This window comes from Klebsiella sp. FDAARGOS_511 (assembly GCF_003812845.1).
Lineage (GTDB): Bacteria > Pseudomonadota > Gammaproteobacteria > Enterobacterales > Enterobacteriaceae > Klebsiella > Klebsiella grimontii.
In genome coordinates, this window is the sequence record NZ_CP033824.1 from 3,532,155 (window position 1) to 3,550,525 (window position 18,371).

Here is an 18,371-nt window from a genome sequence, read left to right on the forward strand (position 1 = left end):
GAGTAAAATGAAGTTTGTTGATGAAGCAACGATCCTGGTCGTAGCAGGTGATGGCGGCAATGGTTGCGTTAGCTTCCGCCGCGAAAAATATATCCCCAGAGGCGGCCCGGACGGCGGTGACGGTGGTGATGGCGGTGACGTCTGGCTTGAAGCGGACGAAAACCTGAACACCCTCATCGACTATCGTTTTGAGAAGTCTTTCCGCGCCGAGCGCGGGCAAAACGGCCAGAGCCGCGACTGTACCGGTAAACGCGGTAAAGACGTGACGGTGAAAGTGCCGGTAGGGACCCGTGTAATCGACCAGGGGACCGGCGAGACGATGGGCGATATGACCAAGCATGGTCAGCGCCTGATGGTCGCCAAAGGCGGCTGGCACGGGCTGGGCAACACCCGTTTCAAATCATCCGTCAACCGTACTCCGCGTCAAAAGACGATGGGGACGCCGGGCGATAAGCGCGATCTGCAGCTGGAGTTAATGCTGCTGGCGGACGTCGGGATGCTGGGGATGCCGAATGCGGGTAAATCGACCTTTATTCGTGCCGTTTCCGCTGCCAAGCCTAAAGTCGCTGACTATCCGTTTACGACGCTGGTGCCAAGCCTCGGCGTGGTGCGTATGGATAACGAGAAGAGCTTTGTGGTGGCGGATATCCCTGGGCTGATTGAAGGCGCAGCGGAAGGCGCAGGCCTCGGTATTCGCTTCCTGAAGCACCTGGAGCGCTGTCGCGTGCTGCTGCATCTCATCGATATCGAGCCGATTGACGGATCCGATCCCGTTGAGAACGCGCGGATTATTATCGGCGAGCTGGAAAAATACAGTGAGAAACTGGCTTCTAAGCCGCGCTGGCTGGTCTTTAACAAGATTGACCTGATGGACAAAGCTGAGGCGGAAGCGAAAGCAAAAGCTATCGCGCAGGCGCTGGGCTGGGAAGATAAGTTCTACCTGATTTCGGCGGCCAGCCAGCAGGGCGTAAAAGACCTGTGCTGGGACGTGATGACCTTTATCATCGAAAACCCGATTGTCCATGCGGAAGAAGCGAAGCCGGCAGAAAAAGTCGAGTTTATGTGGGACGACTATCATCGTCAGCAGCTTGAAGAAGCTGAAGTAGAAGATGATGAAGACTGGGATGATGATTGGGACGAAGACGACGAAGAAGGCGTCGAATTCATCTACAAACGTTAATCCTGAACAAACGAAAGGGCCGCCAATGATGCGGCCCTTTTGCTTTAGTTGTTCTGATAGAGGTCTTTGTATAATCGGCTTTCGAAGCGCACTAGCGGAATGCGGCGATTACGCTGGTCGGCCGGAGGCACGGCGTAGCCAGACAGGTATTGCACGAACGCAATCTTCTGCCCGCTGGCGGTGGTGATGAAACCGGCCAGGTTATACACCCCTTGCAGTGAACCCGTTTTCGCCGAAACTTTGCCATCAACGCCGGCCTGATGCAGACCCGCTCGATATTGCAGAGAACCATCGTGGCCGGCCAGAGGCAGCATCGAAATAAAGTTGAGCTCGTTATCGTGCTGGGCGATGTACTGCAGCACCTGCATCATCGTGGCTGGCGCGATGAGGTTATGGCGCGACAGACCTGAGCCATCGGCAATAATGGTATTCCCGAGATCGACGCCGGCCTGCTGGCGCAGGATCTGCCGTACGGCATCGGATCCGGCTCGCCAGGTACCCGGTACGCTGAAGCGGGCATGTCCAATGGTGCGGAATACCGTATCGGCGATCATGTTGTCCGATTTTTTCAGCATAATACGCAGCAGATCGTGCAGCGGCGCAGATTGGGTGCTCGCCAGGACGGTACCCGGATCGTTCGCCAGCGTCTGACGCAGCAGCGTACCGCTCCAGGTGATGTCAGCATCGGTCAGCTCCGCTTTCAGAATTGCGCCGGCGTAGCTGGCGCCATCCTGGATAGCGAAAGCCAGCGGCAGCGGCTCGCTGCGCTGCGGCAGACAGCCGGTCAGGGTGTATCGGTTCAGATCGCCGGGAACCACGTCAAGCTCACAGTACTGTGCTTCAGAAGAGCCACGCGCCAGCGTTCGTACCTGGCTGAACATGGTCACCGGGTAGTAAGACGCCACGCGAATAAATGCCAGATCGCCCGGTTTTTGCGCGCTATAGAGCGAGATGGAGAAACAGTTTCGATCGACAATAGCCGCCGCCGGCGGGGCGCTAAAGCACTGCGTCATATCGTTCCATGGCCAGCCCGGCGCTTTGTCATGGCTGGCGAAGATGGAGGTATCGATCAGGACATTACCTTCAATTCGTTGGACGCCGGCTTTCTTCAGCGTGGCCACCATATTACGAATATCCTGACGCCGAAGGGTAGGATCGCCGCCAAAGCGCGCAATAAGGTCGCCTTTCAGGACACCGCCATCAAGACTGCCTTTCGTTTCCAGCGTGGTGGTGAAGCGGAAGTCCGGACCCAGCTGCAGCAGCGCAGCAAGCGCGGTTATCACCTTTTGGGTGCTGGCCGGGAGCGCCATCTGCTGGCTATGATAGTCTATCTCCGGCGTTGGGGATCCCACCTTCTGCGCCATAAAGGCAAGGTTTGCGCCCGCAGGAAGCTGGTTGATGTACTCGTCAATATTCGCTGCCTGAGCGCTAAGCGCTATACCGGCAGTCAATCCGATGATAAATCTGGAAAATCGCATAATCTCGCGCTAACAGCCTGAAACCAGTCCGTCATACTACGGTGCATCGCCCTGTAAAGTAAACGATGACCCATAGTGAACTTCAGGGTAAAATACGTATCAAATTGAAAATTGCTGCTGACCTGGGGATGACTTTCCGGGTCGGTTTTCTTTTGCTCCGGCCCTGCTCAAGTCTTGACCGGCTGCGGAGCGGTATTGTCTGCTCCATGAAGGAATGAAAAAGAGGTATAACAAATGCAAGCTATTCCGATGACCTTACGTGGCGCTGAAAAACTGCGCGAAGAACTGGATTTCCTGAAGTCCGTACGCCGCCCTGAAATCATCGCTGCCATCGCTGATGCGCGCGAGCACGGCGATCTGAAAGAAAATGCAGAGTATCATGCTGCCCGCGAACAGCAGGGCTTCTGTGAAGGCCGCATTAAGGATATTGAAGCAAAGCTGTCGAACGCGCAGGTTATCGACATCACTAAAATGCCTAACAATGGCCGGGTGATTTTTGGTTCGACGGTCAGCGTTCTGAATCTCGATACGGATGAAGAGCAAACTTACCGTATCGTCGGCGATGATGAGGCCGATTTTAAGCAAAATCTAATCTCTGTTAACTCACCGATTGCACGTGGTTTAATCGGTAAAGAGCAGGATGATGTTGTGGTAATCCGTACACCGGGCGGTGAAGTCGAATTCGAAATTCTGAAGGTTGAGTACCTTTAATCCGAATTTAACGCTACGATGTTGATGGATTGTAAAGAAAGGAAAAAGGCCGCGTAGCGGCCTTTTATCAGCGTCCAGAGCATGGCATTTTGCTCGCCTACCCGCAGAAAACCCTCGATTTACACAAAGTTGTGTCGATAACCAGGATATTCTTAGCGTGGCAGCGAGATTTTACGCTCTTTAGTTGGGCGGTACAGAACCAGCGTTTTACCGATGACCTGTACATTACAGGCGCCGGTTTCGCGCACGATAGCTTCCACGATCAAGGTTTTAGTTTCGCGATCTTCCGAGGCGATCTTCACCTTGATAAGTTCATGGTGCTCTAACGCTTGTTCAATCTCGGCCAGTACCCCTTCGGTCAAACCATTGTTGCCAAGCATAACTACCGGCTTGAGCGGATGTGCCAGACCTTTCAGGTGCTGTTTTTGTTTAGTACTCAGATTCATCGTATTTTTTTGCTTACGTTGGGATTGAAAACGGTTCATTCTACCGCCATCTCCCATATATCGCCAAACTACCGCGTCGATTTTTACGTCGCGAAGTACGATGAACCCGAAATGGGAATGTTAAATGACAGGTAAAAAGCGTTCTGCCAGCTCAAGTCGTTGGCTTCAGGAACACTTTAGCGATAAATATGTTCAGCAGGCACAGAAAAAGGGGTTACGTTCCCGTGCCTGGTTTAAACTTGATGAAATACAGCAAAGTGACAAGATTTTTAAACCGGGGATGACGATAGTTGACCTCGGCGCTGCACCCGGTGGCTGGTCGCAATACGCGGTTACGCAGATCGGTAACAGCGGCCGCATCATTGCTTGCGATCTTTTACCTATGGATCCAATCGTTGGTGTGGACTTCCTTCAGGGCGACTTTCGTGATGAATTAGTCCTGAAAGCGTTACTTGAGCGTGTAGGTGACAGTAAAGTACAAGTTGTCATGTCCGATATGGCGCCAAATATGTGTGGAACACCGGCGGTGGATATTCCCCGGGCCATGTATCTGGTGGAACTGGCGCTTGGAATGGCTCGTGATGTATTAGCGCCAGGTGGTAGTTTTGTAGTGAAGGTGTTCCAGGGCGAAGGTTTCGATGAGTATCTAAGAGAGATTCGCTCCCTGTTTACGAAGGTCAAAGTTCGTAAGCCGGACTCTTCTCGCGCCCGTTCGCGTGAAGTGTATATTGTAGCGACCGGGCGTAAACCATAACCGGCAGATTTCAAACGAAAGTTTGAAAGACGCTGGATATAGAGTATCCTGACGCTGTTTTTAACACAGTTGTAATATGAGGTTAATCCCTTGAGTGACATGGCGAAAAACCTAATACTCTGGCTGGTCATTGCCGTTGTGCTGATGTCAGTATTCCAGAGCTTTGGGCCCAGCGAGTCGAATGGCCGCAAGGTGGATTATTCTACCTTCCTGCAGGAGGTCAATCAGGACCAGGTTCGCGAAGCGCGTATCAACGGACGTGAGATAAACGTTACCAAGAAAGATAGTAACCGTTACACGACCTACATCCCGGTGAACGATCCTAAGCTGCTTGATAACCTTCTGACTAAAAACGTCAAGGTGGTAGGTGAGCCGCCAGAAGAACCGAGCCTGCTGGCTTCTATCTTCATCTCCTGGTTCCCGATGCTGCTTCTTATCGGCGTCTGGATCTTCTTTATGCGCCAGATGCAGGGCGGCGGTGGCAAAGGCGCCATGTCGTTCGGTAAGAGTAAGGCGCGTATGCTGACGGAAGACCAGATCAAAACCACTTTTGCCGATGTCGCCGGTTGTGACGAAGCGAAAGAAGAAGTGGGTGAACTGGTTGAATATCTGCGTGAACCGAGCCGTTTCCAGAAGCTGGGCGGTAAAATCCCGAAAGGCGTCCTGATGGTCGGCCCTCCGGGTACCGGTAAAACCTTGCTGGCAAAAGCCATCGCGGGTGAAGCCAAGGTTCCATTCTTCACGATTTCCGGCTCTGACTTCGTTGAAATGTTCGTTGGTGTCGGTGCATCCCGCGTGCGCGACATGTTCGAACAGGCCAAGAAAGCGGCACCGTGCATCATCTTTATCGATGAAATCGACGCCGTGGGCCGTCAGCGTGGCGCTGGCCTGGGTGGTGGTCACGATGAACGTGAGCAGACGCTGAACCAGATGCTGGTAGAGATGGACGGCTTCGAAGGTAACGAAGGTATTATCGTTATCGCGGCAACCAACCGTCCGGACGTTCTTGACCCTGCGCTGCTGCGTCCAGGCCGCTTTGACCGTCAGGTTGTGGTCGGTCTGCCGGATGTCCGCGGTCGTGAACAGATTCTGAAAGTACATATGCGTCGCGTACCGCTGGCGCCGGATATCGACGCGGCAATTATCGCCCGCGGTACGCCTGGCTTCTCCGGTGCTGACCTGGCAAACCTGGTGAACGAAGCTGCGCTGTTTGCCGCTCGTGGCAACAAGCGCGTTGTATCGATGGTTGAATTCGAGAAAGCGAAAGACAAAATCATGATGGGTGCGGAACGTCGCTCCATGGTGATGACGGAAGCGCAGAAAGAGTCCACCGCGTATCACGAAGCCGGTCACGCAATTATTGGTCGCCTGGTGCCGGAACACGATCCGGTACACAAAGTGACGATTATTCCGCGCGGTCGCGCGCTGGGCGTTACCTTCTTCCTGCCTGAAGGCGACGCGATCAGCGCCAGCCGTCAGAAGCTGGAAAGCCAGATTTCTACCCTTTACGGCGGTCGTCTGGCGGAAGAGATTATCTACGGCGTAGAGCATGTTTCTACCGGTGCGTCGAACGACATCAAAGTCGCGACCAACCTGGCGCGTAACATGGTGACTCAGTGGGGCTTCTCTGACAAACTCGGCCCGCTGCTGTATGCCGAAGAAGAAGGTGAAGTTTTCCTTGGCCGCAGCGTCGCGAAAGCGAAGCATATGTCCGATGAAACGGCGCGCATTATCGACCAGGAAGTGAAGTCACTGATTGAGCGTAACTACAATCGTGCACGCCAGTTGCTGAACGATAACATGGACATCCTGCACGCGATGAAAGATGCGCTCATGAAATATGAAACCATCGACGCCCCGCAGATAGATGACCTGATGGCTCGCCGCGATGTTCGCCCGCCAGCTGGCTGGGAAGAACCGGGCTCGTCCAACAATTCTGACAACAATGGCACGCCGCGTGCGCCGCGTCCGGTTGATGAACCGCGTACGCCAAACCCGGGCAATACCATGTCAGAACAGCTGGGCGACAAATAAGTTAGCCGTTATTGACGCTGTTGTACTTTTTAAAACCCCTGAGCATATGCTCCGGGGTTTTTCTTTTTCAACCTTTCTCTGACTCAGGGATTTAGCGATGAAACTTGTAGCCCAGGGCTCAACCCTCGATCTCTCTCACCCACATGTGATGGGTATTCTTAACGTTACTCCGGATTCTTTCTCTGACGGCGGGACTCACAACACGCTGGTCGAAGCCGTTAAACACGCCAATCTGATGATCAATGCCGGGGCGACTATCATTGATATCGGTGGGGAGTCGACGCGTCCGGGGGCTGCGGATGTCAGCGTCGAGGAAGAGCTGGCGCGAGTCATTCCGACGGTGGAGGCGATTGCCCAGCGCTTTGAAGTCTGGATCTCTGTTGATACCTCAAAACCGGAAGTGATTCGCGAGTCGGCGCGTGTTGGCGCGCATATCATCAATGATATCCGTTCGCTGACCGAACCGGGAGCGCTGGAGGCTGCGGCTGAAACGGGCTTGCCGGTGTGTCTGATGCATATGCAGGGCCAGCCGAAGACAATGCAGGACGCGCCGAAGTACGCGGACGTGTTTGCTGACGTTGAGCGCTTTTTTGTCGAACATATTGTGCGCTGCGAACGTGCCGGTATCGCAAAAGATAAATTGTTGCTCGACCCGGGATTCGGTTTCGGTAAAAATCTTTCTCATAATTATGAACTGCTTGCCCGACTGGGAGAGTTCCATCATTTTGGTCTTCCGCTGCTGGTAGGTATGTCGCGTAAGTCGATGGTAGGTCAGTTGCTCAATGTCGGGCCGACGGAGCGCCTGAGTGGCAGCCTGGCCTGCGCTGTCATTGCTGCAATGCAGGGCGCGCAGATTATTCGCGTCCATGATGTCAAAGAAACGGTAGAAGCGCTGCGCGTGGTGGAAGCTACCCTGGCCGCTAAGGAAAATAAACGTTATGAGTAACCGCAAATATTTTGGTACAGATGGTATTCGTGGCCGCGTAGGCGATGCGCCAATAACGCCAGAATTTGTATTAAAGCTGGGCTGGGCAGCTGGTAAGGTGCTGGCACGTCACGGCTCACGGAAGATTATTATTGGTAAAGATACCCGTATCTCAGGCTATATGCTGGAGTCCGCGCTGGAGGCTGGCCTGGCTGCTGCGGGATTATCCGCTTCTTTTACCGGGCCGATGCCAACGCCGGCAATTGCTTATCTGACGCGCGCCTTCCGCGCGGAAGCCGGGATTGTCATTTCCGCTTCACATAATCCGTTCTATGACAACGGCATCAAATTCTTCTCTATCGAAGGCACCAAGCTGCCGGATGAGGTAGAGGAAGCCATTGAAGCCGAAATGGAAAAAGAGCTGACCTGCGTCGATTCCGCCGAGCTGGGTAAAGCCAGTCGTATCGTCGACGCCGCTGGTCGCTATATCGAGTTTTGCAAAGGCACCTTTCCGAACGAGCTTAGCCTCAATGCTTTGAAGGTGGTGGTCGACTGCGCTCACGGGGCGACTTATCACATTGCGCCGAATGTTTTCCGCGAGCTGGGCGCTCAGGTTATTGCGATGGGCTGTGAGCCTGATGGCCTCAACATCAATGAAGAGGTCGGGGCGACGGATGTTCGTGCCCTGCAGGCGCGTGTACTGGCGGAAAAAGCCGACCTGGGTATTTCTTACGATGGTGATGGCGATCGGGTCATTATGGTGGACCACGAAGGCAACAAAGTTGATGGTGACCAGATCCTCTATATCATTGCCCGTGAGGGCCTGCGTCAGGGGGGGCTGCGGGGCGGCGCTGTTGGGACGCTCATGAGCAACATGGGACTTGAACTGGCGCTTAAACAGCTGGGCATTCCATTCGTTCGCGCGAAGGTAGGCGACCGCTATGTGCTGGAGAAACTGCAGGAGAAAGGTTGGCGCATTGGCGCAGAAAACTCCGGCCATGTGATCTTATTGGATAAAACCACGACGGGGGATGGGATAGTCGCCAGCCTGCAGGTGGTGGCGGCGATGGTGCGTAACCATATGAGTCTGCACGACCTGTGCAGCGGAATGAAAATGTTCCCGCAGCTTCTGGTTAATGTTCGCTTTACTGAAGGTAGCGGCAACCCGCTGGAACATGAGCATGTAAAAGCAGTAACCGCGGAAGTAGAAGCGGCGCTGGGAAATCGGGGTCGCGTACTGCTGCGTAAATCAGGCACAGAGCCGCTGATTCGCGTTATGGTGGAAGGCGAGCATGAAGAGCAGGTGCACGAATTTGCCCATCGTATCGCCGATGCCGTCAAAAGCGTTTAATCTCTTTGTTAAGTGACTAAAAAGGCGACGGCTGCCGCCTTTTTAGTCGATAGAAATCGCTTTTTGCTGTTTTTTTCCGCACTTGATACAATGCACTGAAATTGCCCTTGCGAAGGTCATTCGCTTTGGTTAGTATTCACACCCGCTTCAGTGGGAAACGTTAAAACGTCCCGCTTTATTGGTCGAAGCACTTGGTATGCGGCAAATCCGCAAGGAACAGGTTGATTATGTACGAAGCTCTTTTAGTTGTTTTCCTTATTGTGGCAATTGGCCTTGTGGGTCTGATTATGCTGCAGCAAGGTAAAGGCGCTGATATGGGAGCCTCCTTCGGAGCAGGCGCTTCCGGCACTCTGTTTGGATCCAGCGGTTCTGGTAACTTCATGACCCGTATGACTGGTATCCTGGCTGCGCTGTTCTTCATCATCAGTCTGGCGCTGGGCAATATCAACAGCAACAAGACCAATAAAGGAAGTGAGTGGGATAATCTGAGCGCTCCGAAAACTGAGCAAACTCAGCAGACAGCGCCGGCGCAGCCGAGCAGCGACATCCCGCACTGATAAGTAGTATCCGTACCGAGGTGGTGGAATTGGTAGACACGCTACCTTGAGGTGGTAGTGCCCTAACGGGCTTGTGGGTTCGAGTCCCATCCTCGGTACCAATTTTTGAAAAAAGACGCTGAAAGCGTCTTTTTTCGTTTTTATTTCCCTATCCGTTGTTTATTTATAAACAACACTGCGCTGGTTTTGACCCCTGCTAAATCGCTAAAGTCATCCTCATCAATTTTTAGACGAGGTACAGTGACGCCATGCGTACTTTTCAAATAGTTATCATTGCCAGCATATTAGGCCTGGCTGGATGTAGTCGTCATTCATCTCCAGAAACGGTTGATACCCTGAATACTATCCTTGTACCGGTGATCGCGAATTCGGAACCCGCGCAGGCGTCGGCAAAGGTAGTCAGCTGTTTTCAGGATAACAGTATGCTAATCGGCAAGCTCAGCCAGTCGCTTAAAGACAACTATTTACAGGATGCGGATAATCGAGATGTCTTTAATAAAGACGGTGAAGCGTACCAGGTCTACGGTGCGTTAACCAAACTGGAGCAAATATCTTCAATGAATGATGTCTACCGTAAAGAGAACAATATCGCGGGCTTGCAGGAGATTAACAAATTGCTGAAGTCTGTCCCTTCGGTTGCATGAACCAGGGATTGCCGATTGGCAACCCCTGGTTAAACGATTAGAAGCGGAAATTGAAACCTGCATAGGCGCCATCCGCAAGTTTATTATCGCGATGGTCATGCTTGCCTGTCATATTGATGTAGCGATAACCCGCTTCAATGTTCATAGACTTAATGATATTTATCCTGACACCGGCATTCGCTTCGAGGTAATCATTTACGCCGCTGGACATGGAATCAGGTGAATAATAAGACTCGCCGAACAGAGTAACGAAGTCGCCAAGCGGTAACTGCGCGCCTCCTCCGAGCGCGATAGCGTAGCCCTCATCCCCATCTTTCGGATTCAGGTATAGCGCTTTTCCGCCAGCGGTTAACAGAAACGGGCCGAGATTAAAATTGTAACCCAGCCCTAATCCTGCCGTATCACCATCATTATCGCTGTGCGCCCAGTTACCGCTAACGGCCATGCCGGGGTGCTCCGCGCCAAAGCTTGCCGACAGATTGGTAAACTCTGAACCGGCTTCGCCGTGGAGGTTGAGGGAGGCGAAGGCGGTACTGCTGGTACAGAGAGTAGCGATTAGCAGGATAGGCTTTGCGGTAAACATGCGCATTTTTCATATTCCTTCGGGTAAAAAAATGCCCGATACGATTGTTCGGGCAAAATTAACGGGATTCTGGATTAAGCTTTTTTCGCTGTTACCCAGCGCCGATGCTATACATACGGTGCAGGTATCCGCATTCAGGCCAACCGATGAATGATGCTATTGAATAATTAATTTATCCAGCTGTCGATTGACACGGACTCCCAGCATAAAAGTATTTATCGTTCGCCGTTATCGTTTATACGTTTAAATTTAAACGATAGCGGGAGACGACAAAGGAACGGGGGAAGGCGTTAAAATTTCTCAGGCAGGGAGGCGATACTTTGTAAATAACCGCCGCGGGCATACTCGATATAGGCCCCTTTTTTCAAGGCTGATAGCACATTGAGAATGCTGCTACGGGAGAGGTGTGTTCGGTCCTGAATGTATTCCAGAATAGATACCCGCAGCCGGGTTTCCTCTGATAACAGGATCATTTCCATTAAGTGATTGCGAATCACGGAATAAGTACGCTGCTGTAAGACTAGATCGTCACGATACACTAAATAAGAAGTATGATAGGCCAGCAGTCTGGTGACTTCTTCCCACATGCTGTGCTGACTGAATAGCTGCATCGCGATGTCGCTGTCAATCCGCAATATCTCTGAGTCAATTTCCGCGCGTAGACCATGGCTACGGCTCGGTTGTAGCATCTCAGCCACGCCAAACAAGTGCGGTTCATACACCGTGACCATCAGTAACCTATCCGATGAACGAAAAATGGATAGCCCGCCTTTCTTGAAAAGATAGAGCTGGATTTTTCCTTTATATTCCCAGCTTAGCCTTTTGCGAGCGACAACATTCAGCGGTGTGGCATGCGGTTCCAGCATGGCCATTAGACGATCGATATGGGCTTGTGGCCTGACGGGATGCTTAATATTCATCATGATCCTCTCGGAATAACTATAAAGGCGTTCACCAATTATAGGCTGTGATTATTGAAAGTTTCTATATCATCAGTTATAGCAATTAATTGGTTATGTTATTTAGGATTTATTGCGAGAGTAAAAAAGCCGGCGGGTTAAGGCCGGCTGGAACGTTTTTGCGGATTATTTATCGCGATTCTCCAGATTTTCCACCTGCGGTAAACCGGTGGCGGAAGAGGCGGTCAGCAGTCCGGACTGCGCGTAGCCAAACAGCTTATCGCGAGTATCGGTGATATCCAGATTGCGCATCGTCAGCTGGCCGATACGGTCCTCAGCGGAGAACATCGAGTCACCTTTTTCCATCGTCAGACGCTCTGCTTTATAGGTCAGATTATCAGAGACAGTATTCAGAATGGAGTAATCGTTGCCGCGACGCAGTTCTAACGTGACTTCGCCAGTGATTTGACTTGCTACCCAGCGCTGCAGGCCGTCGCGAAGCATCAGCGCCTGGGAGTCGAACCAGCGCCCTTGATACAGCAGACGACCCAGTTGACGACCGTGCGCATGGTACTGCTCAATGGTATCTTCGTTATGAATACCGGTCAGCAGACGCTCATAGGCAATATGCAGCAGCGCCATGCCCGGGGCTTCATAAATGCCGCGGCTCTTCGCTTCGATGATACGGTTTTCGATCTGATCGCTCATACCCAGACCATGGCGGCCGCCGATGCGGTTAGCTTCCAGCATCATCTCAACGTCATCGCTAAAGATTTGTCCGTTTAACGCAACCGGGTGGCCTTGTTCAAAGCGAACGGTGACTTCTTCCGCCGGGATTTTGACGCTTTCGTCCCAGAACTTGACGCCCATAATCGGGTTCACAATCTTGACGCTGGAGTTCAGGAACTCAAGATCTTTAGCTTCGTGCGTGGCGCCCAGCATATTGGAGTCGGTTGAGTAGGCTTTTTCAACGGACATTTTATAGTCAAACCCGCAGGAGATCATAAACTCTGACATCTCCTGGCGGCCGCCTAACTCATCGATAAAGTCGCTATCCAGCCAAGGTTTGTAAATTTTCAGCTCAGCGTTGGTCAGCAGGCCGTAACGATAGAAACGTTCGATATCGTTGCCTTTATAGGTACTCCCGTCGCCCCAAATGTTAACACCGTCTTCCTTCATGGCCGCGACCAGCATGGTACCGGTCACTGCGCGGCCCAGCGGAGTGGTATTAAAGTAGGTCAATCCGCCGGTGGTGTTATGAAATGCGCCGCACTGGATCGCGGCGATGCCTTCCGCAACCAGTTGCTTACGGCAGTCGATCAGACGAGCCCCTTCAGCACCATACTCTTTGGCACGACGAGGAATGGCCTCGTAATCGTCTTCGTCTGGCTGTCCCAGATTGGCGGTATATGCATAAGGGACTGCTCCCTTTTTACGCATCCACAGCAGCGCGGCGCTGGTATCCAGCCCACCAGAAAAAGCAATACCAATACGTTGGCCAACCGGGAGATGCTTGAGAATCGTCGTCATAAATAAAACCCTGCTAGATAGACTGTGGTGAGTTTGACTCAACAATCTTTATTGCATGTTTATGCATTAATTGTGAGTTTTCATTTAATCATTTTTTGCTGGCGACAGGAAGAGGCTGAGCCGCTTTTTGCCAAAAAACCCAGAAATACCAGCATGAACCGAAACCTGGCAATGTGAAATTCATGTTGACAAAATATATGAAGTATCAATACAATTCACTACGATTTTATGTCCCGTCTCTCGGTACCAAATCCCAGCAGTATTTGCGTCTTTTGCTCAAAACGAGTAAAATATGCCACGTTTCAGGCGCGGGGTGGAGCAGCCTGGTAGCTCGTCGGGCTCATAACCCGAAGGTCGTCGGTTCAAATCCGGCCCCCGCAACCACTTTCCCATTAAGTACTTTTTCAAATATACTGTGAGGACCGGGTCCTTCGTAGACGAATTTGAAAGAATTCTTCTGGAAAGTGTTCCAGATCGCAGTTGCGATCTCAGGGTTCAGTTATCTAAAGCCCCGATTTATCGGGGTTTTTTGTTATCTGACTTCAGAATAACTGGGCTATACGCCCTTTTTTTATGTCTTGGGGGTGGGTTTGTCCACATTAGAGCAAAAATTAACAGAGATGCTCACTGCGCCAGTTGAAGCGCTTGGCTTTGAGCTGGTCGGCATCGAATTTATTCGCGGTCGCACGTCCACACTGCGCATCTATATTGATAGTGAAGATGGCATCAATGTTGATGATTGTGCTGATGTGAGCCACCAGGTCAGTGCTGTTATGGACGTAGAAGACCCAATTACAGTCGCTTATAACCTGGAAGTTTCTTCCCCTGGTCTCGATCGTCCTATGTTTACCGCCGAGCACTATGAGCGTTTCATTGGCGAAGAAGTTTCGCTGGTTTTGCGTATGGCGGTGCAGAACCGACGCAAATGGCAGGGCCTTATCAAAGCGGTAGACGGTGAGATGATCACGGTAACCGTCGAAGGCAAAGATGAAGTGTTCGCGCTGAGTAACATCCAGAAGGCGAACCTGGTTCCCCACTTTTAACAGTCTGGATTGAGGTGAAAGGCCCCGATGAACAAAGAAATTTTGGCTGTTGTTGAAGCCGTTTCCAACGAAAAGGCGCTGCCGCGTGAGAAAATTTTCGAAGCGTTGGAAAGTGCGCTAGCAACGGCTACCAAGAAAAAATATGAGCAAGAGATCGACGTTCGCGTAGAAATCGATCGTAAAAGCGGTGATTTCGACACATTCCGTCGCTGGCTGGTTGTGGAAGAAGTGACCCAGCCGACGCGCGAAATCACGCTGGAAGCTGCGCGCTACGAAGATGAAAGCATGAATCCCGGCGATTACGTCGAAGACCAGATTGAATCTGTTACCTTTGACCGTATCACTACGCAGACCGCCAAGCAGGTTATCGTACAAAAAGTACGTGAAGCCGAACGCGCGATGGTGGTCGATCAGTTCCGTGAGCACGAAGGTGAAATCATCACGGGCGTAGTGAAGAAAGTGAACCGCGACAACATTACGCTGGATCTGGGCAACAATGCTGAAGCCGTGATCCTGCGCGAAGACATGTTGCCTCGTGAGAACTTCCGTCCGGGTGACCGTATCCGCGGCGTACTGTACGCAGTTCGTCCGGAAGCGCGCGGCGCGCAGCTGTTCGTGACTCGCTCCAAGCCGGAAATGCTGGTTGAACTGTTCCGCATTGAAGTACCGGAAATTGGTGAAGAAGTTCTCGAAATTAAAGCGGCTGCACGCGATCCTGGCTCTCGTGCCAAAATCGCTGTTAAAACTAACGACAAGCGTATCGATCCGGTTGGCGCCTGCGTCGGTATGCGCGGCGCGCGCGTTCAGGCTGTCTCGACTGAACTGGGCGGCGAGCGTATTGATATCGTGCTTTGGGACGATAACCCGGCTCAGTTCGTGATTAATGCCATGGCTCCGGCTGACGTCGCATCTATCGTGGTAGATGAAGACAAGCACACCATGGATATCGCAGTAGAAGCGGGCAACCTGGCGCAGGCCATTGGCCGTAACGGTCAGAACGTACGTCTGGCATCTCAGCTCAGCGGCTGGGAGCTCAACGTCATGACCGTTGACGACCTCCAGGCTAAGCATCAGGCCGAAGCCCATGCAGCGATTGATACCTTCACTAAATATCTTGATATTGATGAAGATTTCGCCACGCTGCTGGTTGAAGAAGGTTTCGCCACTCTGGAAGAACTGGCCTATGTGCCAATGAAGGAACTGCTGGAAATCGACGGTCTGGATGAAGCGACCGTTGAAGCACTTCGTGAGCGGGCGAAAAACGCGCTGACCACGCTGGCGCTGGCCAAAGAAGAGAGCCTGGGAGATAGCAAACCTGCCGACGATCTGTTGAATCTCGAAGGTATGGATCGCGCTCTGGCATTCACCCTGGCCGCCCGTGGTGTTTGTACGCTGGAAGATCTCGCCGAGCAGGGCATTGATGATCTGGCTGATATCGAAGGCTTGACCGACGAGAAAGCCGGAGAACTTATCATGGCCGCTCGTAATATTTGTTGGTTCGGCGACGAAGCGTAATAAACTGTAGCAGGAAGGAACAGCATGACAGATGTGACCATTAAAGCGCTGGCCTCAGAGATTCAGACCTCTGTGGATCGCCTGATACAGCAGTTTGCTGATGCAGGGATCCGCAAATCGGCTGATGATTCTGTGACCGCGCAAGAGAAGCAAACCTTGTTGACGCACCTGAACCGTGAACACGGCTCGGCGCCCGACAAGCTGACGCTGCAGCGCAAAACGCGCAGCACGTTAAATATTCCGGGTACCGGTGGAAAGAGCAAATCGGTACAAATCGAAGTCCGCAAGAAACGCACCTTTGTGAAACGCGATCCGCAAGAGGCCGAACGCCTTGCCGCGGAAGAGCAGGCGCAGCGTGAAGCGGAAGAGCAAGCCCGTCGTGAAGCTGAAGAATCAGCCAAACGCGAGGCGCAATTAAAAGCTGAACGTGAGGCCGCAGAACAAGCGAAACGTGAACTCGCCGATAAAGCGAAACGTGAAGCCGCGGAAAAAGACAAAGTGAGCAATCAACAAACCGACGATATGACCAAAACCGCCCAGGCTGAAAAGCAACGCCGCGAAAACGAAGCTGCGGAGCTCAAGCGCAAATCGGAAGAAGAAGCACGCCGCAAACTTGAAGAAGAAGCGCGCCGTGTAGCGGAAGAAGCACGCCGTATGGCTCAAGAAAATGAAAAGAACTGGACTGAAGCGCCAGAAACTCCTGAAGAGACCACTGACTATCACGTAACGACTTCTCAGCATGCGCGTCAGGCTGAAGACGACAACGATCGTGAAGTTGAAGGCGGTCGTGGCCGTGGACGTAATGCGAAAGCAGCGCGCCCGGCTAAGAAAGGCAACAAACACGCTGAATCGAAAGCCGATCGTGAAGAAGCCCGTGCGGCCGTTCGCGGTGGTAAAGGCGGTAAGCATCGTAAAGGTTCTGCTCTGCAGCAAGGCTTCCAGAAGCCGGCTCAGGCGGTTAACCGTGATGTTATCATCGGCGAAACCATCACCGTTGGCGATCTGGCCAACAAGATGGCCGTCAAAGGTTCTCAGGTCATCAAAGCGATGATGAAGCTGGGCGCCATGGCGACGATTAACCAGGTCATCGACCAGGAAACCGCGCAGTTGGTTGCCGAAGAGATGGGCCACAAAGTTATCCTGCGTCGTGAAAACGAGCTGGAAGAAGCGGTAATGAGTGACCGTGACACCGGCGCTGCGGCTGAACCGCGCGCACCGGTTGTGACCATCATGGGTCACGTTGACCACGGTAAAACCTCTCTGCTGGACTACATTCGTTCAACGAAAGTGGCCTCTGGCGAAGCGGGCGGTATTACCCAGCACATCGGTGCGTACCACGTTGAAACCGACAACGGTATGATCACCTTCCTGGATACCCCGGGTCACGCCGCGTTTACTTCTATGCGTGCTCGTGGTGCGCAGGCGACGGATATCGTGGTTCTGGTCGTGGCGGCAGACGACGGCGTGATGCCGCAGACTATCGAAGCTATCCAGCACGCGAAAGCGGCGCAGGTACCTCTGGTCGTTGCGGTGAACAAAATCGATAAGCCGGAAGCGGACCTTGATCGCGTTAAAAACGAGCTCTCTCAGTACGGCGTTATGCCGGAAGAGTGGGGCGGCGAAGCGCAGTTCATCCCTGTATCCGCTAAAGCCGGTACCGGTATTGACGATCTGCTGAATGCTATCCTGCTGCAGGCTGAAGTTCTGGAGCTGAAAGCGGTTCGCAACGGTATGGCGAGCGGCGCGGTGATCGAATCCTTCCTCGATAAAGGTCGTGGTCCGGTTGCAACCGTTCTGGTACGCGAAGGTACGCTGCATAAAGGCGACATCGTCCTGTGCGGTTTCGAATACGGTCGCGTTCGTGCGATGCGTAACGAACTGGGTCTGGAAGTGCTGGAAGCGGGTCCATCCATTCCGGTGGAAATCCTCGGCCTGTCTGGCGTACCGGCTGCTGGCGACGAAGTGACCGTCGTGCGTGACGAGAAGAAAGCGCGTGAAGTTGCGCTGTATCGTCAGGGCAAATTCCGTGAAGTTAAACTGGCTCGTCAGCAGAAATCTAAGCTGGAGAACATGTTCGCCAACATGACCGAAGGCGAAGTTCACGAAGTGAACATCGTCCTCAAGGCGGACGTTCAGGGTTCTGTGGAAGCGATCTCCGACTCCTTGCTGAAACTGTCTACCGACGAAGTGAAAGTGAAGATCATCGGTTCCGGCGTAGGTGGTATTACCGAAACCGACGCAACCCTGGCGGCCGCATCCAACGCGATTCTGGTTGGCTTTAACGTTCGTGCTGATGCATCTGCGCGTAAAGTTATCGACGCGGAAAGCCTGGATCTGCGCTACTACTCCGTCATTTACCATCTGATCGACGAAGTGAAAGCTGCGATGAGCGGCATGCTGTCTCCGGAACTGAAACAGCAGATCATCGGTCTGGCTGAAGTGCGTGATGTGTTCAAATCGCCGAAATTCGGCGCCATCGCGGGCTGTATGGTCACCGAAGGTACGATTAAGCGTCACAACCCAATCCGCGTTCTGCGCGACAACGTGGTTATCTATGAAGGCGAGCTGGAATCCCTGCGCCGCTTCAAAGATGACGTAAACGAAGTCCGTAACGGCATGGAATGTGGTATCGGCGTTAAGAACTACAACGACGTTCGCGTCGGCGATATGATCGAAGTGTTCGAAATCATCGAGATTCAACGTACCATCGATTAATCGTTT

General features: G+C 52.6%; 16 protein-coding genes and 2 tRNA genes. 13 read left to right on the forward strand and 5 right to left on the reverse strand.

Translation table 11 applies throughout. From position 1 onward, the window contains the following. Window positions 1-7 precede the first annotated feature (7 nt). Window positions 8-1,180 (forward strand): Obg family GTPase CgtA, encoded by a 1,173-nt coding sequence (gene cgtA / locus EGY08_RS17995; RefSeq protein ID WP_004125676.1) that lies wholly within the window; start codon window positions 8-10, stop codon window positions 1,178-1,180. A gap of 44 nt (window positions 1,181-1,224) precedes the next feature. On the opposite strand, the gene dacB is transcribed toward cgtA, so the two are convergent. Then, the gene (dacB, locus tag EGY08_RS18000; protein ID WP_049114420.1) at window positions 1,225-2,658 is read right to left on the reverse strand and encodes a serine-type D-Ala-D-Ala carboxypeptidase; all 1,434 of its coding nucleotides are present in this window, start codon (window positions 2,656-2,658) and stop codon (window positions 1,225-1,227) included. A 234-nt stretch (window positions 2,659-2,892) separates the two neighbouring features. Here dacB and greA point away from each other — a divergent pair, with 234 nt between their 5' ends. Then, window positions 2,893-3,369, forward strand: a complete 477-nt coding sequence (greA, locus tag EGY08_RS18005; protein WP_004125674.1) for a transcription elongation factor GreA — start codon at window positions 2,893-2,895, stop codon at window positions 3,367-3,369. A 152-nt stretch (window positions 3,370-3,521) separates the two neighbouring features. Here greA and yhbY read toward each other — a convergent pair whose 3' ends face one another. Next, window positions 3,522-3,815, reverse strand: coding sequence for a ribosome assembly RNA-binding protein YhbY (yhbY, locus tag EGY08_RS18010; protein WP_004139797.1), 294 nt, complete (start codon window positions 3,813-3,815; stop codon window positions 3,522-3,524). Window positions 3,816-3,939: 124 nt separating this feature from the next. Here yhbY and rlmE point away from each other — a divergent pair, with 124 nt between their 5' ends. The 7 genes from rlmE to EGY08_RS18045 all read left to right on the forward strand — a co-directional run bounded on the left by rlmE (window position 3,940) and on the right by EGY08_RS18045 (window position 10,080). Further along, complete coding sequence (gene rlmE, locus EGY08_RS18015) at window positions 3,940-4,569, forward strand: 23S rRNA (uridine(2552)-2'-O)-methyltransferase RlmE (protein WP_004106110.1); 630 nt, start codon at window positions 3,940-3,942, stop codon at window positions 4,567-4,569. Between the two features lie 99 nt (window positions 4,570-4,668). Beyond that, complete coding sequence (gene ftsH, locus EGY08_RS18020; RefSeq protein ID WP_004854549.1) at window positions 4,669-6,603, forward strand: ATP-dependent zinc metalloprotease FtsH; 1,935 nt, start codon at window positions 4,669-4,671, stop codon at window positions 6,601-6,603. 97 nt (window positions 6,604-6,700) lie between these two features. Further along, window positions 6,701-7,549, forward strand: coding sequence for a dihydropteroate synthase (gene folP / locus EGY08_RS18025; RefSeq protein ID WP_004125673.1), 849 nt, complete (start codon window positions 6,701-6,703; stop codon window positions 7,547-7,549). Continuing rightward, window positions 7,542-8,879: a phosphoglucosamine mutase gene (glmM, locus tag EGY08_RS18030; RefSeq protein WP_004125671.1), complete on the forward strand. Its 1,338-nt coding sequence runs from the start codon at window positions 7,542-7,544 to the stop codon at window positions 8,877-8,879. Before folP ends, glmM begins: the two co-directional genes overlap by 8 nt. A 227-nt stretch (window positions 8,880-9,106) precedes the next feature. Then, entirely contained in the window at window positions 9,107-9,436 is a 330-nt protein-coding gene (gene secG, locus EGY08_RS18035) for a preprotein translocase subunit SecG (RefSeq protein WP_004125669.1), read from the forward strand. 14 nt (window positions 9,437-9,450) lie between these two features. Next, a tRNA-Leu gene (locus tag EGY08_RS18040) sits at window positions 9,451-9,537 on the forward strand. A 147-nt stretch (window positions 9,538-9,684) separates the two neighbouring features. After that, window positions 9,685-10,080, forward strand: coding sequence for a hypothetical protein (locus tag EGY08_RS18045; RefSeq protein WP_004125667.1), 396 nt, complete (start codon window positions 9,685-9,687; stop codon window positions 10,078-10,080). Window positions 10,081-10,117: 37 nt separating this feature from the next. Here the strand turns inward: EGY08_RS18045 and EGY08_RS18050 are convergent, their stop codons facing one another. From EGY08_RS18050 to argG, 3 genes are all read right to left on the reverse strand, one after another. Then, the gene (locus EGY08_RS18050) at window positions 10,118-10,669 is read right to left on the reverse strand and encodes a YfaZ family outer membrane protein (RefSeq protein WP_004125665.1); all 552 of its coding nucleotides are present in this window, start codon (window positions 10,667-10,669) and stop codon (window positions 10,118-10,120) included. A 284-nt stretch (window positions 10,670-10,953) separates the two neighbouring features. Then, window positions 10,954-11,583 carry a winged helix-turn-helix transcriptional regulator gene (locus tag EGY08_RS18055; protein ID WP_123829436.1) on the reverse strand — a complete coding sequence of 210 codons (630 nt, stop codon included), beginning with the start codon at window positions 11,581-11,583 and terminating at the stop codon, window positions 10,954-10,956. 165 nt (window positions 11,584-11,748) lie between these two features. Beyond that, on the reverse strand, window positions 11,749-13,092 hold the full coding sequence (gene argG / locus EGY08_RS18060) for an argininosuccinate synthase (protein WP_004125661.1): 1,344 nt from the start codon (window positions 13,090-13,092) through the stop codon (window positions 11,749-11,751). Window positions 13,093-13,399: 307 nt separating this feature from the next. Between argG and EGY08_RS18065 the strand changes: the two genes are divergently transcribed. The 4 genes from EGY08_RS18065 (at window position 13,400) to infB (ending at window position 18,365) form a co-directional block, all read left to right on the forward strand. Then, window positions 13,400-13,476 (forward strand) — tRNA-Met (locus EGY08_RS18065). A gap of 206 nt (window positions 13,477-13,682) precedes the next feature. Continuing rightward, window positions 13,683-14,135, forward strand: a complete 453-nt coding sequence (gene rimP / locus EGY08_RS18070) for a ribosome maturation factor RimP (protein ID WP_004125659.1) — start codon at window positions 13,683-13,685, stop codon at window positions 14,133-14,135. A gap of 27 nt (window positions 14,136-14,162) precedes the next feature. Then, window positions 14,163-15,650 (forward strand): transcription termination factor NusA, encoded by a 1,488-nt coding sequence (nusA, locus tag EGY08_RS18075; RefSeq protein ID WP_004125657.1) that lies wholly within the window; start codon window positions 14,163-14,165, stop codon window positions 15,648-15,650. Between the two features lie 24 nt (window positions 15,651-15,674). Beyond that, window positions 15,675-18,365, forward strand: coding sequence for a translation initiation factor IF-2 (infB, locus tag EGY08_RS18080; RefSeq protein WP_004125655.1), 2,691 nt, complete (start codon window positions 15,675-15,677; stop codon window positions 18,363-18,365). Window positions 18,366-18,371 lie beyond the last annotated feature (6 nt).

Bases quoted from the DNA above. Each gene is read 5' to 3' on its own strand.
- cgtA (WP_004125676.1), top strand. From the start codon at position 8: ATGAAGTTTGTTGATGAAGCAACGATCCTGGTCGTAGCAGGTGATGGC.
- EGY08_RS18045 (WP_004125667.1), top strand. From the start codon at position 9,685: ATGCGTACTTTTCAAATAGTTATCATTGCCAGCATATTAGGCCTGGCT.
- EGY08_RS18050 (WP_004125665.1), bottom strand. From the start codon at position 10,669: ATGCGCATGTTTACCGCAAAGCCTATCCTGCTAATCGCTACTCTCTGT.
- secG (WP_004125669.1), top strand. From the start codon at position 9,107: ATGTACGAAGCTCTTTTAGTTGTTTTCCTTATTGTGGCAATTGGCCTT.
- ftsH (WP_004854549.1), top strand. From the start codon at position 4,669: ATGGCGAAAAACCTAATACTCTGGCTGGTCATTGCCGTTGTGCTGATG.
- yhbY (WP_004139797.1), bottom strand. From the start codon at position 3,815: ATGAATCTGAGTACTAAACAAAAACAGCACCTGAAAGGTCTGGCACAT.
- rlmE (WP_004106110.1), top strand. From the start codon at position 3,940: ATGACAGGTAAAAAGCGTTCTGCCAGCTCAAGTCGTTGGCTTCAGGAA.
- glmM (WP_004125671.1), top strand. From the start codon at position 7,542: ATGAGTAACCGCAAATATTTTGGTACAGATGGTATTCGTGGCCGCGTA.
- argG (WP_004125661.1), bottom strand. From the start codon at position 13,092: ATGACGACGATTCTCAAGCATCTCCCGGTTGGCCAACGTATTGGTATT.
- folP (WP_004125673.1), top strand. From the start codon at position 6,701: ATGAAACTTGTAGCCCAGGGCTCAACCCTCGATCTCTCTCACCCACAT.
- greA (WP_004125674.1), top strand. From the start codon at position 2,893: ATGCAAGCTATTCCGATGACCTTACGTGGCGCTGAAAAACTGCGCGAA.
- dacB (WP_049114420.1), bottom strand. From the start codon at position 2,658: ATGCGATTTTCCAGATTTATCATCGGATTGACTGCCGGTATAGCGCTT.
- infB (WP_004125655.1), top strand. From the start codon at position 15,675: ATGACAGATGTGACCATTAAAGCGCTGGCCTCAGAGATTCAGACCTCT.
- EGY08_RS18055 (WP_123829436.1), bottom strand. From the start codon at position 11,583: ATGAATATTAAGCATCCCGTCAGGCCACAAGCCCATATCGATCGTCTA.
- nusA (WP_004125657.1), top strand. From the start codon at position 14,163: ATGAACAAAGAAATTTTGGCTGTTGTTGAAGCCGTTTCCAACGAAAAG.